The sequence below is a fragment of the Asanoa sp. WMMD1127 genome, assembly GCF_029626225.1.
Classification (GTDB): domain Bacteria; phylum Actinomycetota; class Actinomycetes; order Mycobacteriales; family Micromonosporaceae; genus Asanoa.
The window spans coordinates 3,473,076-3,488,721 of the sequence record NZ_JARUBP010000001.1 but is presented as its reverse complement, the minus strand read 5'-3'; the positions used below and the strand labels follow the sequence as shown (position 1 = coordinate 3,488,721).

Below are 15,646 nucleotides of genomic sequence, written 5' to 3'. Positions count from 1 at the left end.
TCGATGCCTTGGTTGCGGGCGGCTGCGGGGCGGCCCGCTCGGTTAGCATTTCCGGGTACTCGCGACTGGCGCAGCGAGGTGGAACTGACCACCGGGGAGCGACCGCAGGCAACGCCGCACCGCGCGCCTGGGTGTGGTGTTCGTCAGATCTTCAGGAGACGACGTGCACGTGCCACCGATCCCCCACCTGACCGCCGAAGACCCCGACCTGGCCGCACTGATCGAGGCCGAGGCCACGCGCCAGCACGACAAGCTGCGGATGATCGCTTCCGAGAACTACGTGTCGGAGGCGGTGCTCGAGGCGAGCTCCACGGTGCTGACCAACAAATACAGCGAGGGGTACGCGGGGAAGCGCTACTACGAGGGCCAGCAGCTGATCGACCCGATCGAGACGCTGGCGATCGACCGGGCCAAGAGCGTCTTCGGCGTCGACCACGCCAATGTCCAGCCCTACTCGGGCTCGCCCGCCAACCTCGCCGTCTACCTGGCGTTCCTGCAGCCGGGCGACACGGTGATGGGGATGTCGCTGCCGATGGGCGGGCACCTCACCCACGGCTGGTCGGTCTCGGCGACCGGCAAGTGGTTCAACCCGGTGCGCTACAACGTCAGCCAGGAGACGGGCCGGATCGACCTCGACGAGGTACGCGACCTCGCCCGCGCCGAGCGGCCCAAGGTGATCTTCTGCGGCGGCACCGCCGTACCCCGGACCATTGATTTCCCGGGCTTCGCCGAGATCGCCCGCGAGGTCGGCGCCGTCCTGGTCGCCGACATCGCGCACATCGCGGGCCTGATCGCGGGCGGCGCCCACCCGTCGCCGGTCGGCCACGCCGACGTGATCACCACGACCACCCACAAGACCCTCCGCGGCCCGCGCGGCGCCATGATCATGACGACCGCCGAGCACGCGACGGCGATCGACAAGGCGGTCTTCCCCGGGCTGCAGGGCGGTCCGCACAACCACACGACCGCGGCCATCGCGGTCGCGCTGCGGGAGGCGGCGACGGAAGACTTCCGCCGGTACGCCCACCAGGTCGTCGCCAACGCCAAGGCGCTGGCGGCGGCGCTGACCGGGCACGGCTTCACGCTGATCTCCGGCGGCACCGACAACCACCTGATCCTCGCCGACCTGACCAGCAAGGGCATCGGCGGCAAGCCCGCCGCCCAGGCCCTCGACCGGGCGGGCATCGAGCTCAACTACAACACGGTGCCGTTCGACACCCGCAAGCCGTTCGACCCGTCCGGCATCCGGCTGGGCACCGCGGCGCTGACCACGCGCGGCCTCACCGAGGAGCACATGCCCCAGGTGGCGGCGTGGATGGACGAGGCCGTGACGGCGGCGCTCAAGGACGACGAGGCGTCGATCGAACGCGTCGCCGGAGAGGTCCGCGACCTGCTCGCCGCGTTCCCGATGCCGGGCTACCGCGCCGCCTGATCCGAGCAACGGCCGGGCGGCGGCGTGCTGCCGCCGCTCGGTCGCTCTGCACCACCGGTCCGGTCAGTCGCCCTGCGGGGTTGGCGTCGGCGGTGGTGTGGTGGCGGTGGGGGTCGGGGTCGGCAGCGTGGGGGTCGGTGACGGCGGGCCCGTCGGGGATGGGCGGGCGATCACGGTGCGGTTGAGGGTGACCTGGGCCTGGCCGGTGCCGCCGAGCTGGATGTCGTCGTACGCCTGCAGGGTTTTCGCGTCGTCGAAGTAGAGGACCGACATCTGCAGCGGCGTCGGCTGCTCGCCTTCCAGGCCGCGCAGGCCCGCTCCCCCGGTCGAGCCTTCGACCAGCACGCGGCTGGGTTTCGTGATGCCCGGCGCCGACGGGAGCGCGCGGACCTCGCGGTGGTGGATGTGGCCCGCCAGGATCGTCGGGCAGACGCCGTTGAGGGCCGGCGCCGACTCCGGGTCGTGCACCAGGCACACGTCGGCCGGTTTGCCGCTCGCCCGGATGGTGGTCGCCAGTCGGGCGCCGGCGTCGTACACCTGCTCGATGACCTGTCGTGATCTTCCCGAGCCGGCCGGGGAGGTCTCCTTGTCGGGGGTGAAGCGCGGGTCGCCGATGCCGGCGATGCGGAGGCCGGCGACGTCGACGACCTGGTTCTGGAGTACGACTGCGCCGCGCTGGCGGCCCACGGCGGCGGCGGTGACGGCGGAGTCGTGGTTGCCGCGGATGTAGACGTAGGGGACGCCGAGGAGCGAGATCGAGCCGACGTAGTTGGCTTCCGGCTCGGAGCCCCAGTCGGTGATGTCGCCCGTGTCGATCACCGCGTCGATGTCGAACTGCTCGACCACCGTGCGGATCGTGGGCCAGGCCGACGGGTTCAGGTGCAGGTCGGAGACGTGCAGGATGCGGATGCCGCCGTCGACCTGCTCGTAGATCGGCAGCTTGTTGACCGTCGTGTAGATCCGGCTGACGTTGGCGACGATGGCTTTGAGCTGCTCGGCGTACTTGCCGTAGTCCTGCGCGATCCGCCGCGCGTCACCGACGATGGCGGGCGCGTTGACCAGGAGGCCCTCGTACCTCGGCTGCTCGATCGAATCCGGTTTGAGCGTGCCGGCCGCGATGCCGAACGTGCCGGCGGTGACCAGCATCGCGACGCCGCCGCACCAGGCCGCGCGGCGCGTGCTGCGGAAGACCAGCAGCCCGATGACGACGGCGCCGAGGATCGAGACGGCGACCGTACGGAAGCCGAGGCGCAGCAGGCCGTCCTGCAGATCGTCGACGACGGTCTGGCTGGCCCGCGTGATGCCGGACGGGTCGCTGATCAGTGCCTGGGTGCGGCCCTGGTCGAGGGCGCCGAGCCGGACCGTCAGCCGCAGCGGCCCGTCGTGGCTGTCGAGGTGCAGGGCGCCCAGCGGCGGCACGACCACCTCGGTCTCACCGCTGGCCGCCGGGCGCACCGACATCTCCGCCTGGAACGGGCCGATGTCGGTCTGTGCCCGGGCGCCGAGCAGCACGCCGATGATCAGGCCGACGAGGGCGACGCCGAGGACCGCGAACAGCACGCCGGTGCGCCGGGTGAAACCGGAACGGGCGCCCCGCCGGACGGTCGACCACACCCTGGCCCGCCGCGACGGCTTCGCCTCGCCCTCCTCAGTCACGTGATCCATCTTTACCCGCCCGCGGCGCGGTCAACTCTTTCCCGCGCCGCCGCCGGAGAAGACGAGCCGGAGGATGCGGTCGTCGTCGGGCCCGGGGTCGCCGCGCCCGTCCTTGTTGGAGGTGCTGATCCACAACGAGCCGTCGGGCGCCGCGACGGCGGCCCGCAGCCGGCCGTATTCCCCCTGCAACAGCGGGCGCGGCGCCCCGAGGATCGTGCCGGACTCGGTCAGCTCCATCGCCCACAGCCGCTCGCCGCGTAGGCAGGCCGCGACCAGCACCCGGTCGATGATCGCCGCGCCGGAGCACGACGACTCGTTGGTCGGCCAGGTGACGAGCGGGTCGACGAACGTGCCTGCGTCAGCGCCGTCGGCCTTGCCCTCCACCGTCGGCCAGCCGTAGTTCTTGCCGGGCTGGATCAAGTTGATCTCGTCCCAGGTGCTCTGCCCGAACTCGGTCGCCCACAGCCGCTTGCCCGCGTCCCAGGCGATGCCCTGCACGTTGCGGTGGCCCATCGACCAGACGAGCGAGTTGGGGTACGGATTGCCGGGCGCGGGCTTGCCGTCGGCGGTCATCCGGAGGATCTTGCCGCCGAGGCTGGCCTTGTCCTGGGCGAGCCCGCGCTCGGAGGCGTCGCCGGTGGTGGCGTAGAGGAAGCCGTCGGGGCCGAAGCCGAGCCGGCCGCCGTTGTGGATGCCGGAGAGGGGGATGCCGGTGACGATCGGCTTGGGCTCGCCGCCCAGCGTCAGCTTGGCGATCCGGTTGTCCTCGGTGGTGGAGTAGTAGACAAATATGGATTTGTCGGTTTCGTACTTCGGTGACACGGCGATACCCATCAGCCCGCCCTCGCCTTGGGCGTCGACCGCCGCCAACGTCTGCACCGGAGTCACCTTGAGGCCGTTGTTGTCGGACTCGGGACCCACCTTGACGATCCGCGCGGTGTCGCGCTCGGTCACCAAGGCGGCACCGTCAGGCAGGAACGCGATGCCCCACGGCACCTCGAGCCCCTTGGCGACGACCGAGACGGCGATCGACTGGTCGAGGCCGCCCCCGCTGGACTTCGACGGGTCGGTCGACGGTGTCGGCAGGTTGGGCGGCTTGCCGGCCGCGTCGGGCTCGGGCGGCCCGAACGCGCAGCCACCGGCGAACAACAACGCAGCCACGACCACGCCGGCAAACCCGCGGCGTCGGCGTCGGCGGAACGAGGGATGGCCCGTCACCCGGCAAAGCCTAGCGGGGCTCCCTGACAAGACGGTGTGCACGCATCAACGGAGCCCCGTCGTGGTCGCGCGGTTCCGGGTCAGGGGGTGTCTGGTGGATCAGGGTGGTGCCCCGGCGAGGTCCAGACGGCGTCGGGGCGTGCGCCGAGGTGGGTCGGATACCTGTGTTGAATCCGGCCCACCTCCGCGTGCGGTCGGACGCCGTCTGGGCCCGGCGGGGTGCCGGCACCCCCTATGCCTCGACGATGGGTTCGGACACGATCCAGAGATGTCCGTACGGGTCGGCGACCCGGCCATCCTTCAGCCCGTAGCCGTGGTCGGCCACCGGAAAGACCACCGTCGCGCCGGCGTCGACGAGCGCCTTCGCCACCGCGTCGGCGTCGGTGACACCGAGATGCATGATCACGGGCGTGCCGCCGAGCGACGTCGGGGCGGGGTCGCCGTCGCCCTGCTCCTTGAGGTGGATCCGCGAGCTGCCGATGGTGAGTTCCGTGTGGACGATCCGGCCGTCGTCGTCGGTGTAGCGCTTCCCTTCGGCGGCGCCGAGCGCCCGCTGGTAGAAGTCGACGGCGCCGGCTCCATCCGCAACCACGAGGCGCGGGATCACTTCAGTCACGAGTTCCATGCCGCCATCGTCCCGCCGCCGACAGGGCCCGTATTGGAAGAAACGCGCACGACCCCAGACTCGTCGGCACGCCGGCCACAAAGGGCCGGCTCGTCGGGACAGCACGCCGGCCACAAGCTCGTCGGCACGCCGGCCACACAGGCCGGCTCGTCGGGACAGCACGCCGGCCACAAGCTCGTTGGGACGGCGGCCACAGGCCGGCACGTCGGGGCCGCACGCCGGCCACAGACCGGCGTGCCGCCGTTCCTCAGCCGCCCGCGACCGAAGGCAGCACCTGGATCTCGGCGCCGGCAGGGACCGGGGCGTCGAGCCCGCCCGATCGACGGCAGTCGTCACCGTCGACGTAGATGTTGACGTAGCGCCGCAGATCGCCCCGCTCGTCACGCAGCCGTCGCTCCAGGCGCGGCCAGTCGGCGGCCACCGCGTCGAGGACCGCGCGCACGGACCCCGACGCGTCGACCGTCAGCCGGCTCTGCCCCGCGGCCTCGGCCCGCAGCACCCCCGGCAACAGGATCGTCACCGTCATAGGGCGGCCGCCTTGACCGACAGCACGTCGGGTAGGTGGCTCGCCACCCGCGCCCACGACTCGCCCTCGTCGCGGCTCGCCCAGACCTCACCGGACCGCGTGCCGAAATAGACGCCGCCCGGGGTGGCGTCGTCGGTGCACATCGCGTCGCGCAGGACGGTCGGGTAGAACGGCTCCGTGGGGAGGCCCGCCGACATCGCTTCCCACGAACCGCCGGCGTCGGTGGAGCGGAAGACCCGGCACCGGAAGTCGACCGGGTAGCGGTCGCTGTCGGCGGCCAGCGGGAAGGTCCAGAGCGTCGCCGGCCGGTCGGGGTGGGTGACCACCGGGAAGCCGAAGTCGCTGGGTAGCCCCTCCGCGATCGACGACCAGCTCGCGCCCTCGTCGTCGGAGCGGTAGACGCCGCCGTGGTTCTGCGCGTAGAGCCGGGCCGGGTCGCCGGGGTCGCGGGCCACCTTGTGGACGCACTGCCCGAACTCCGGGTAGGGATCGGGGAAGAAGCCGGCCCGGATGCCCTTGTTGGCCGGCGACCAGGTCTCGCCGCCGTCGTCGGTGCGGTAGACCCCGCCCGTCGACATCGCGACCAGCACCCGGGCCGGGTCGTCGGGGTGCGGCAGGATCGTGTGGATCGCCTGGCCGCCGAAGCCGGCGCCCCAGTCGGGCCGGTGCGGGTGGTCCCACAGCGACCGGACCAGCGTGAACGTCTGCCCGCCGTCTTCGGAACGGAACAGCGCCGACGGCTGGGTGCCCGCGTAGACCACGTCCGGCTCGCTGGCCGGACCGGGGGCCAGCTGCCAGACGCGGGTCAACGAGGTGTCGGTGTCAGCCGGGAACGAGACGGGAGCGTGGTCGGGCTCCGACCAGGTCTTGCCCAGGTCGTCGCTGGTCGCGACGCTCGGGCCGAAATGGGAGCTGTCGACCCCGGCCAGGAGCCGCGGGGTGGCCCGGCGCCGGTCGATGCCCACGGCGTAGATCGATGTCATCGGGAAGTGCGGCCCGCTGATCTCCCAGGCGGACCGGTCGCCGCTGGTCGCGAGGAACAGACCCTTGCTTGTGCCGATCGCGAGGAGGACGGTCATGGGCGACAGTATGCGCCCGACCACCGACAGAAAGTGCCCGCACGGATGGTGGGAAGATGGCCGACATGAACAGGGTACGTTTCCGTCCACACCAGTCGATCTTGATCGCCGCGTTCATCGGTTTCGTCGGCATCCTCCCGATCGCCTTCGGGCCGAGCCTGCCGTCCGACACGAACGTGACCGAGCCGAGCTCCGACGTGCGGTGGATCTTCGTACCTCTGCTGCTCATCCCGATCGCCGTTTTTGTCTGGGTTCTGCGCTCCGGGACCGACGCCGACGCCAGCGGCCTGCGCGTCCGGGGCCTCCTCGGCACCAAGCGAATCCCCTGGTCAGAGGTGCGCGAGCTGGCCACCGACGACCGCGGGCGCGCGGTGGTCCTGCTCCGCGACGGCTACGCGGTGACGCTCTCCTCGGTCCGCCGCGACGACGTCAACCGCCTCATCGAAGCCAGCGGCCAAGGGATCGTCCGGCAGAAGAACACCTGACGGACCCGGGTCCGTCGGGCGCACGACCGTCGCTCCCGCCGGGGAAATCTCGCTCCGCTTCGAGCCAGGTCCGCGTAGCAAGCCCGGCACCACACCCGATCGAGCGACCGGCGGCCACCGGCACATACGCCGTCAGTAGCCGCCGACGACCTCGTTGACCAACGGCTCGCCGGCCGCGTACCGGCGGAGTTGTTCGCCGACCAGTTTGTAGGCGCGGGGGTGCAGGCCGCGCACCGAACCCGCCACGTGCGGGGTGATCAACACGTTCGGCAGGTCCCAGAGCGGATGGTCGGCCGGCAGCGGCTCGGGCTCGGTCACGTCGACGGCCGCGCCGATCCGGCCGGTGGCCACCGCGTCGACCAGGGCGGCGGTGTCGGCGACCGGGCCGCGGGCGGCGTTGACCAGGAGCGCGCCGTCCTTCATCGCGGCCAGGAAGTCGGCGTCGATCAGGCCGCGGGTCTCGGCGGTGAGCGGCACGATCACCACGACCACGTCGGCGTGCGGCAGCAGGTCGGGCAGCTCCGACACCGCGTGCACGCCGTCGCGGGCCGACCGGGCGACCGAGGTCACGGTCACCTCGAACGGGGCGAGACGGGCCTTGACCGCCGCGCCGATCGAGCCGGCGCCGACGATCAGCACATGCTTGCCGGCGAGCTCGTCGGTGGGGGCGTAGGCCGCGTACGCCCAGTCGTGGCGCGCCTGGGCGCGGGCGAAGCCGGGGAAAGCGCGCAGGTAGGACAGGATCGCGGTGAGCACCCACTCGGCCGTCGACGAGTCGTGCACGCCGCGGGCGTCGTGGAGGCTGACGCCGGCCGGCAGCTGGCCGTACCAGGCGTCGGCGCCGGCGCTGAGCAGCTGCACCACCCGCAGCGCGGGCATCTTGGCCGCGAGCCGCACCGAGTCGGCCTGCGCGAGGAACGGCGGCACCCAGAACTCCAGGTCGGCCGGATCGGACGGCAGGCTGTCGGGCCGCTCGGCGATCTCCAGCGTCACCCCGTCGGGCACGTCGCCCAGCAGCGCACGGCCGTTCGGATTCGGAATCCAGACCTTCACGCCGCTCACGCTACCGGGGACCGGACGACCCGCTAGTCGGGCAGCGGGAGGTCGACGTGGGTGGTCGGCTGGTAGAGGTCGTAGCCGGAAGCCTCGGCCGCGACGTAGGTCAGGTGGTGGGCGTCGAGGTAGGCCCGCACCGCCCGGCTCTCACCGGACCCCGACGGCAGCGCGAACGTCCGCGTCGACGCGGCCGCCACTTCTTCCTTGTAGGGCTGGTAGCGGTCGAAACCCGGCGTCAGGTCCTCGGCGATCACCGCGCAGCGCACCCGCTCGGCCGAGATGTAGGCGATTGAGTTGCAGGTCCAATACTCCGAGTAGACGTGGGTCACGCCGCGCCGGTCGAGCTCCGCCAGCAGGCCCACCTGCTTGTCGTCGAGGGCGGCGATCCGGGGCAGCTCACACACCACCATGCCGGTCGCCACCAGTGCCAGCGCGCAGACGGCGGCCAGTCCGGTCGCGCCGAGCCAGCGGGTCACCCGGCCGCGGAGGGTCCACAGTGGCCACAGCACGGCCGGCGTCGAGATCAGCAGGCAGTGCAGGTAGCGGCCGCTCTCCATGGGCGTGTTGCCGGCGGCGTTGCTGCGCGCGTAGACCAGGAGGCTGACCAGGGCGGCGCCGACGAGGGCCAGGCGGCCGGCGGCGCGTACGCGATCGGTCCTGATCATCCGCCACGCGGCGTAACCGGCGACGGCGAGCAGGGCCAGCCAGGCCGGCGCCCACCAGAGCTGCCAGGGCTCGCAGCGGCCGGGCGCGCACATGCCGGTCGCGAGCGGGACGCCGGTCAGCACGCCGCCGTGCAGGCGGTCGCCCCACGACGCCTCGACGCCGCCGCCGTTGAGGCCGAGGAACGTCGGGATCGCGCTGTGCCGCCACGACGAGGTCAGGTCGTGGATCAGGAGCGGCGCGGCCCCGACCACGAGGCCGCCCGCGAGCGCGATCCACGCCCGTCTCGCCGGCTTCTTCAGCAGGAGTACGCACGCCGCGGCGGCCAGGTAGGGCAGGACGAGCCAGTCGATCCACACCATCAGGCCCGTGAGCAGCCCGAACGCCGCGTAACCAGCCAGGGCCGACCGATCGTCGCGCGCTTCGTCCCGCGAGCGCATGGCCAGGGCGACCGCGAGCAGCATCAGCGCGGCGCCGGCCGGGTTGATCTCGGGGTACCCGCCACCGGAGATGAGCTGGTTCTTCAGGACCCGGTCGGACCCCAGCGCGAGTAGTCCGACGACGAAGGTCGCGAACCACGGCGTGTAGAGCCGCTTCGTCAACGCCCACATGGCCGCCAGGAACGCGGCGAAGAGCAGCAGGTTGGGCAGCCGCAGCGCGAGCACGGACCCGTTGGCCAGCGCGACCAGCGGCGCGGCGAGGTAGGCCTCGAGCGTGCCCATGTAGTTCTGGCCGTAGAAATAGACCGGCAGCCCGCGACCCTGGCCGATGTGCAGCGCCGCGAGGCCCATCGTGCCCTCGTCGCTGTTGGTCGGGGGCGCGCCGGCGAGCAGGATCGCGATCCGGTAGCCGAGCGCCGCCAGCCCGATGAGGAAAGCGGTGACCGCCGCCGCCCCGGGCCGCCGCCCGGCCGTGCTGGGCGACGCCGCGGGCGTTGAGGTCTCCGCACCGGTCAGGATCGCCACGCGGGGCAGTCTCTCACGCGCGCGACGCTCCGACACCCACCCGGTGCCAGAACTGATCTTGGCCGCCCTAGGGGATGCGGGCGCCGGCATCGGCCGGTTCGGCGATCACGCTCGACGAGCGGGCGCTCGGCCGGAGTTGGGGGCGGAGCAGCGCCGTGACGGCCAGGCTGGCCAGGCCCGCGACCGTCATCGCGATCGCCGCGCCGGTGGCCTCCGCCACCACGTCGACCGCGCTCGCGCCGACCGCCTGGAACGTCATCCGGCCGCTGCTGTCCAGGCCCAGGGCTTGGCCGCGCAGGTTGTCGGGAGTGCGGTCGACCAGCCGTTGCTGCAGGCCGAGCGTCCCGGCGTAGCCGAACGACGCCACGAAGACCGCAACCGACCCGACGACCGGGCCGGGGTGGAGGAAGAACACGAGATAAGGCACGGCAAGCAACGCCTGCAGTGGGGTGATGAACCGGTCCAGCACCGCGGCCGGCATGAAGCGGCCGATCACCAGGTCGCCGGCGAGCATTCCGGCGGCGGCCGCGACGAACAGGACGGCGGCCAGGTCGCCGGCGTACGGCACGTACATGGCCTCGGCACCGACGATCAGGCCGTTCGGCACCCAGCTGGCGAGCAGGATCGCGCGGGTGGACCGGTTCGCGAAGAGCGTCCGGTTGCCGTGCCAGGTCGCGGCGACGCCGGCCCGGCCGGTCGCGCGCGGCGCGCGGGTACGCAGGCCGGTGAAGGTGACCAGGGCCGAGACCGCGATCAGCGCGGCGGCGACCGCGAGCGCGCGGTGCGGGCCCAGGGTCGCGATCATCGTGCCGCCGGTGGCGAAGCCGAGGATCTGCATCGCGCCGACCGAGACGTTGAGCGTCGCCCGGCCCAGGACGAAGCCGCCGGGCAGCACGTCGACGATGATCGCGTTGCGCACGCCGCCGCTCAGCGCGTCGACCGCCCCGAAGGCCATGATCAGCAGGAGCATGCCCCAGACCGGCAGCACGCCGGTGGCCAGCACGACCGCCGCGACCGCCTTGGCGAGGTCCCATGCCGCGAGGAAGCCGCGGGGACGCACGCGGTCCGCGTACGCCAGGAGGGTCAGCGCACCCAACGCCTGCGGCAGCAGGCCGCCGAGGAACGCCAGCGCGGACAGCAGGGGTGAACCGGTTGAGGCGTAGACCAGCGCGGACAGCGCCAGCATCTGGATCGTCTTGCCGGACACCGAGGCGGCGTTGCCGGCGAAGAGCGCGCGGAACTCGCGGTTGCCGAAGATCTCGCGGTACGTCGTCACGCCCCGCACACTCGGCCGCCCGCGCGCTGAACCGGTAGAGTTTCGTCCGGAGCCGAAAATGACCGTGGTGAAAGTCGACCCGACCGACCTGGCGAACACGCGCTTCGCGCTGTCGCCGATGGTCGAGCTCGTGGGCGCGTTGGCCACGGTGGCCGAGCCCGGCGGCGGTCCGGGTTGGCTGGCGCCCTGGGTCGACCGGCACCGCCCGACCTTCGCCGCCGTGGCGGCGGAGGAGCCGACGCTCGCCGCCCTGCTGGCCGCGCTGCGTGGCGCCCGCTGGACACCGGACTTCCTCCTGCCGACGCCGTCCGGAATGGACACGACGATCGAGGCCGAGCTGGCCCGGGTCCGAGCCACCGAGCTGAAGCGGGTGCATCGCGATCTCGTCCTCACCGCGCACGCCAACCCGCACAACGCCGGCCGGATCGACCGCGCGCAGCCGCCCGCGGCGTTCACCGCGCCGGGCGCGCTCGACCGCCTGGCCGACGCGCTGGCCCTCGTCTGGGAGCGGACGCTGGCGCCGGAGTGGCCGCTGCGCAGGGCCCTGCTCGAACGCGACGTCGTGCAGCGCGCCGGGCGGCTGGCGACCTACGGTTGGGCGGGCGCGCTGGAAGGCCTGCGCGACGGCTTCCGCTGGCTCGACACCGGCGCGATCAGGATCAACGACTGGAACTCGCCGCCGTACGTCGTCGCCGGCGCCCGCCTCGTCCTCGTGCCCGGCGGTTTCGGCCGTGGCTGGATCGGCGCGAACCCGCCCGACGGTTATGCCCTGGTCTACCCGGCCCGGGGCATCGCCGCCCCGCCGGACACACCGGCCGGCGACGGCCTGGACCGCCTGGTCGGCCGGGCCCGGGCGCGCCTGCTCCGCGCCCTCGCCGAGCCCGCGAGCACCACCCAGCTCGTCGGCGCCCTCGACATGACGCTCGGCGCCGTCGGCGACCACCTGGCCGTCCTCCGCGACGCCGGCCTCGTCACCCGCGCCCGCAGCGGCCGCTCGGTCCTCTACCGCCACACCCCGCTCGGCGCCGCTCTCGCCGCGTCCGGCGACGGGCCACCCGCCCCACCCCACACCAGCCGCTGAACCGGTTCGCGCCCCGCGCAACCCGTACGCTCGGGTCGTGGGTTTCAGTGTCGAAGACGCGAACGCGGTCCTGGCCGACAACTTCGCACCGTGGGTCCGCGACCTCGGCCTGGTCGTCGAGGACATCGAGCCCGGTGTCGCGACGCTGCGGCTGCCCTGGTCGGACCGGCTCGCCCGGGAGGGCGGCGCGCTGAGCGGACAGGCGCTGATGGCCGCCGCCGACACGGCCACCGTCATCGCGATCTCCGCCGCCCGGTCGGGCTTCGTGCCGATGACCACCGTGCAGCTCTCGACGACGTTCCAGCGGCCGATCGCCGGCGTCGACGTGCGGGTGCTGGCCCGGGTGACCAAACTCGGCCGCACGCTGGCGTTCGCCGACATCGCCCTCACCCCCGACGGCGCGACCGCCCCGGCGGCCCAGGCGCACACCGTCTACGCCCTCCTCGGCTGACTCGCTGTATCTGTCGGCGTAACTTTCCGCCAGGTGCGCTCGTTGACGGTGTGAGGCGCGGTATCTTGTCGCCGCGACTCCCTCGGCCCCTCCACCCAAGGGGATGACCGCCGTGTCATCTAGGTCCCCACAGCTGCCCCGGTTCGTGCGGATCGTCGCCATAGTCGGGCCGCCCACGGCGGCCCTGGCGGCGCTGATCTGCGCGGGCTTCGGGGTCCTGCCGGCGCTGCCCACGCTCGCGGCCGCGACGGCGCTGACCGCCGCCGTCGGCACGACCCGGCTGGTCCGGCTGGCGCTGCGCATCCACGCCCGCGTGCATTCGTTCGGGCCGTGTCGCGGCGCCGGCTACCTCGGCATGGGCACGCTGGCCACGGGCCTGTCCGTGGTGCTGCTGCCGGTCGCGCCCGCGGGCGGCCGCGCGCTGATCGCCGCGATCGGGCTGGCGTTCGCGTCCGTGTTGTACGTGATCGGCCTCCTGCTCCTGCCCGGCGCCGCCACCAGCACGCACGCCCGGCTGCGCCGCTGCTTCGACGGCGTGAGCCTCGGCATCAGCATCGCCTTCGCGGTCTGGCTGCTGCCGCCCCAGGGTCCGATGCCGGCCGCCGCGCTGACCGCCGCCCTGCTCGGGTCGTTCGGACTGGCCACCGCCACGGTGATCGTGCTGCGCGTGGTCAGCTACCGGCGGGCGGCCTGGTTGTGCGGCGCCGGCGTCGGCATCGCCCTCGGCGGCGTCGGCGCGCTGGCGATCATCCTGGCGTACGGCGGCCCGACGTGGGCGCTGCTCGTCGCCGGCGTGCCGGTGGTGGTCAGCCCCGGCCTGATCCTCGGCGGCGCGGCGCTCACGGAGGCGGGCGTGGACCCACCGGCCACCGGCGAGCCGGAGTCGCACCTGTCGGCGTACCCGTTGCTGACCATCCCCGCCGTCGTCGCCACCCTGGCCGCCGCGTGGCACCTGGTCACCGTCGGGCAGTTCGACAAGACGTCGATCGTGCTGGGCCTGTCGGTGATCCCGACCGTCGTCGCGCGCGAGGTGTTCGCGGTCTCCGACGTCCGGCGCTACGCCAAGCGATTGTCCACACAGGAGGCACACTTCCGCTCGCTGGTGTCGGGCGCCGGCGACCTCACCATGGTGGTCGGCGAGGACCTGCTCGTGCGGTGGCAGTCGCCCGCCGCCGCGCGCCTCTTCGGTCTGTCCGATGCGGACGTCGTCGGCCGCCCGTTCCCGGATCTCATGCACCCGGAGGACGCGGCCGACGTGCTCGCGGTGCTCAACCAGACACTGTCCGAACAGGACGATCCCGACGGCGCCCGTCCCACCCTCGTGCCGGCCCGGCTGCGCGACGGCCACGGCGCCTGGCGCGACACCGAGTCGACGGTCAGCGACCAGCGCGGCGTCCCCGAGGTGTCCGCGCTCGTCGTGCACATCCGCGACGTCGGCGAGCGCCGCCGCCTGGAGCGCACGCTGCACAAGCTGGCGTTCACCGACCAGCTGACCGGCCTGGCCAACCGCCGCGAGCTCATGCGCACGATCGCCACCCAGCGTTCCGTCGAGGGGCACACCGGCGCCCTGCTCGTGATCGACGTGCACGGCATCGCCGGCGTCAACGACGCCCGCGGGCGCGAGGTCGGCGACGCCGTTCTGATCGAGGTGGGCCGCCGCCTGCGGGCGACGGTGGGCGCCGATGACGTGGCGGCCCGGCTGGCGGGCGACGAGTTCGCGGTGGTCACCGTCGAGGGCCCGGTCGTCGCCTACGCCCTGGGCACCCGGCTGCTGACCGCGCTCACCGAGCCCTACCTGCTGCCCGGCGCCACCGTGCACCTCTATGTCAGCGTCGGCCTGGCCGAACTCGCGGGCGGCGACGGCGTCGACGACGTGCTGCGCCGCGCCGACCTGGCCCGCCGCCGCGCCGGCCAGCTGGGCCGCAACCGCATCGAGTGGTACGACGCCTACCTCGAAGAGCAGCTCGTCCGCCGCATGGACCTCGAGCGCGAACTCCCCGGCGCCGCCAACCGGGGCGAGCTCGACCTGGTCTTCCAGCCGATCCTCGGCCTGCACGACGGCCAACCGGTCGGCGCGGAGGCCCTGCTCCGCTGGCGCAGCCCCGCACTCGGCACGGTGCTGCCCAGCGAGCTGCTCCCGGTCGCGGAGGACCTCGGCGTCATCTGCGAGATCGGCCAGTGGGTGCTGCAGGAGTCGTGCCGCCGCATGGCCGGCTGGGACCCGCGACTCTGGATGTCGATCAACGTCTCCCCGGCCGAGCTGGCCGCCCCCGACTTCGTCAACAATGTGGCCTCCACGCTGGTCAGCAGCCGCCTCTCCCCCGAACGCCTGGTCATCGAGATCGCCGAGGGCCGCGTCGGCGCCGACACCCCGACGGTCGTGACGCAGCTGGCCGGTTTGCGGGCACTGGGCGTACGCACCGCCCTCGACGACTTCGGCGCCGCCCAGGCGAGCCTGGCCCACCTGCGCCGCCTGCCGATCGACATCCTCAAGGTCGACCGGGCGCTGGTCGGCGAACACGGCACCAGCCGGCAGAACGGCGGCATCTCCAAGCCGCTGATCGACGTCGTGGTCAGCGTGGGCCGCCGGCTCGGCATGGAGATCATCGCCGAAGGCCTCGAATCGGGCACCCAGATCGAACAGGCCCGCACCGCCGGCTGCCAACTCGGGCAAGGCTTCGCCCTCGCCCACCCGGCGCCGGCCGAACGCTTCGAGGCCTTCCTCGCCGAACGCCTCACCCAACCGAACTAAGAGCCGATCAAGCTGTCCCGGGTACGCGGTGGGCACGACCGTCGCTCCCGCCGGGGACCGCTCGCTCCGCTTCACTGCCAGGTCCGCCCTGGGTCACCCATCGAACGGCGCGCGGCTCCCGGCAGCGGTGGGGGGTGTTTCTGCGGCCGCACATGCCTCGGCATGTGCGTACGTGCGAAAGCATGTCGGCTCGCGGAGAGAGTCCCGCGGACGGCGCCGTCCGAGTCCGAACCTCTCGGGCGGCGCCGAACAACCGGACGATCGGCCCTGACCGCGCGCGGCCGCGGACCTGGCAGGGACGGGCCCCCCGGGGCCCGGCCCGGTCTCCGGCGGGAGCGACGGTCGCGCCCACGACGGACCCGGGAAGAAACGTCTCGGGCG

Annotated in this window: 13 protein-coding genes and 1 riboswitch; of the genes, 5 read left to right on the top strand and 8 right to left on the bottom strand. The window is 72.9% G+C overall.

All coding sequences use genetic code 11. The features are described 5' to 3' along the window. Window positions 1-51 precede the first annotated feature (51 nt). Window positions 52-140, top strand: a riboswitch (ZMP/ZTP riboswitch). 23 nt (window positions 141-163) lie between these two features. Further along, window positions 164-1,432, top strand: a complete 1,269-nt coding sequence (gene glyA, locus O7635_RS16595) for a serine hydroxymethyltransferase (protein WP_347405284.1) — start codon at window positions 164-166, stop codon at window positions 1,430-1,432. Window positions 1,433-1,495: 63 nt separating this feature from the next. Here the strand turns inward: glyA and O7635_RS16590 are convergent, their stop codons facing one another. The 5 genes from O7635_RS16590 to O7635_RS16570 form a co-directional block, all read right to left on the bottom strand. Continuing rightward, window positions 1,496-3,097 (bottom strand): metallophosphoesterase, encoded by a 1,602-nt coding sequence (locus O7635_RS16590; RefSeq protein ID WP_278081339.1) that lies wholly within the window; start codon window positions 3,095-3,097, stop codon window positions 1,496-1,498. Between the two features lie 21 nt (window positions 3,098-3,118). Next, entirely contained in the window at window positions 3,119-4,306 is a 1,188-nt protein-coding gene (locus O7635_RS16585) for a PQQ-dependent sugar dehydrogenase (RefSeq protein WP_347405283.1), read from the bottom strand. Window positions 4,307-4,538: 232 nt separating this feature from the next. Further along, window positions 4,539-4,931, bottom strand: coding sequence for a VOC family protein (locus O7635_RS16580; protein ID WP_278081337.1), 393 nt, complete (start codon window positions 4,929-4,931; stop codon window positions 4,539-4,541). 247 nt (window positions 4,932-5,178) lie between these two features. After that, entirely contained in the window at window positions 5,179-5,457 is a 279-nt protein-coding gene (locus tag O7635_RS16575; RefSeq protein ID WP_278081336.1) for a ubiquitin-like small modifier protein 1, read from the bottom strand. Then, on the bottom strand, window positions 5,454-6,536 hold the full coding sequence (locus O7635_RS16570) for an exo-alpha-sialidase (protein WP_278081335.1): 1,083 nt from the start codon (window positions 6,534-6,536) through the stop codon (window positions 5,454-5,456). Before O7635_RS16570 ends, O7635_RS16575 begins: the two co-directional genes overlap by 4 nt. A gap of 65 nt (window positions 6,537-6,601) precedes the next feature. On the opposite strand from O7635_RS16570, the gene O7635_RS16565 reads away from it, so the two are divergent. Continuing rightward, on the top strand, window positions 6,602-7,021 hold the full coding sequence (locus O7635_RS16565) for a PH domain-containing protein (RefSeq protein WP_278081334.1): 420 nt from the start codon (window positions 6,602-6,604) through the stop codon (window positions 7,019-7,021). Between the two features lie 132 nt (window positions 7,022-7,153). On the opposite strand, the gene O7635_RS16560 is transcribed toward O7635_RS16565, so the two are convergent. The 3 genes from O7635_RS16560 to O7635_RS16550 all read right to left on the bottom strand — a co-directional run bounded on the left by O7635_RS16560 (window position 7,154) and on the right by O7635_RS16550 (window position 10,981). Continuing rightward, window positions 7,154-8,074 carry a 2-hydroxyacid dehydrogenase gene (locus O7635_RS16560; RefSeq protein ID WP_278081333.1) on the bottom strand — a complete coding sequence of 307 codons (921 nt, stop codon included), beginning with the start codon at window positions 8,072-8,074 and terminating at the stop codon, window positions 7,154-7,156. 32 nt (window positions 8,075-8,106) lie between these two features. Next, window positions 8,107-9,705, bottom strand: coding sequence for a hypothetical protein (locus O7635_RS16555; RefSeq protein WP_278081331.1), 1,599 nt, complete (start codon window positions 9,703-9,705; stop codon window positions 8,107-8,109). Between the two features lie 67 nt (window positions 9,706-9,772). Beyond that, entirely contained in the window at window positions 9,773-10,981 is a 1,209-nt protein-coding gene (locus O7635_RS16550; protein WP_278081330.1) for a hypothetical protein, read from the bottom strand. A 58-nt stretch (window positions 10,982-11,039) separates the two neighbouring features. Here O7635_RS16550 and O7635_RS16545 point away from each other — a divergent pair, with 58 nt between their 5' ends. The 3 genes from O7635_RS16545 (at window position 11,040) to O7635_RS16535 (ending at window position 15,265) form a co-directional block, all read left to right on the top strand. Next, complete coding sequence (locus O7635_RS16545; protein WP_278081329.1) at window positions 11,040-12,062, top strand: helix-turn-helix domain-containing protein; 1,023 nt, start codon at window positions 11,040-11,042, stop codon at window positions 12,060-12,062. A gap of 37 nt (window positions 12,063-12,099) precedes the next feature. Further along, window positions 12,100-12,513: a PaaI family thioesterase gene (locus O7635_RS16540; RefSeq protein ID WP_278081328.1), complete on the top strand. Its 414-nt coding sequence runs from the start codon at window positions 12,100-12,102 to the stop codon at window positions 12,511-12,513. A gap of 112 nt (window positions 12,514-12,625) precedes the next feature. Beyond that, window positions 12,626-15,265, top strand: coding sequence for a GGDEF domain-containing phosphodiesterase (locus tag O7635_RS16535; protein WP_278081327.1), 2,640 nt, complete (start codon window positions 12,626-12,628; stop codon window positions 15,263-15,265). Window positions 15,266-15,646: the final 381 nt, after the last annotated feature.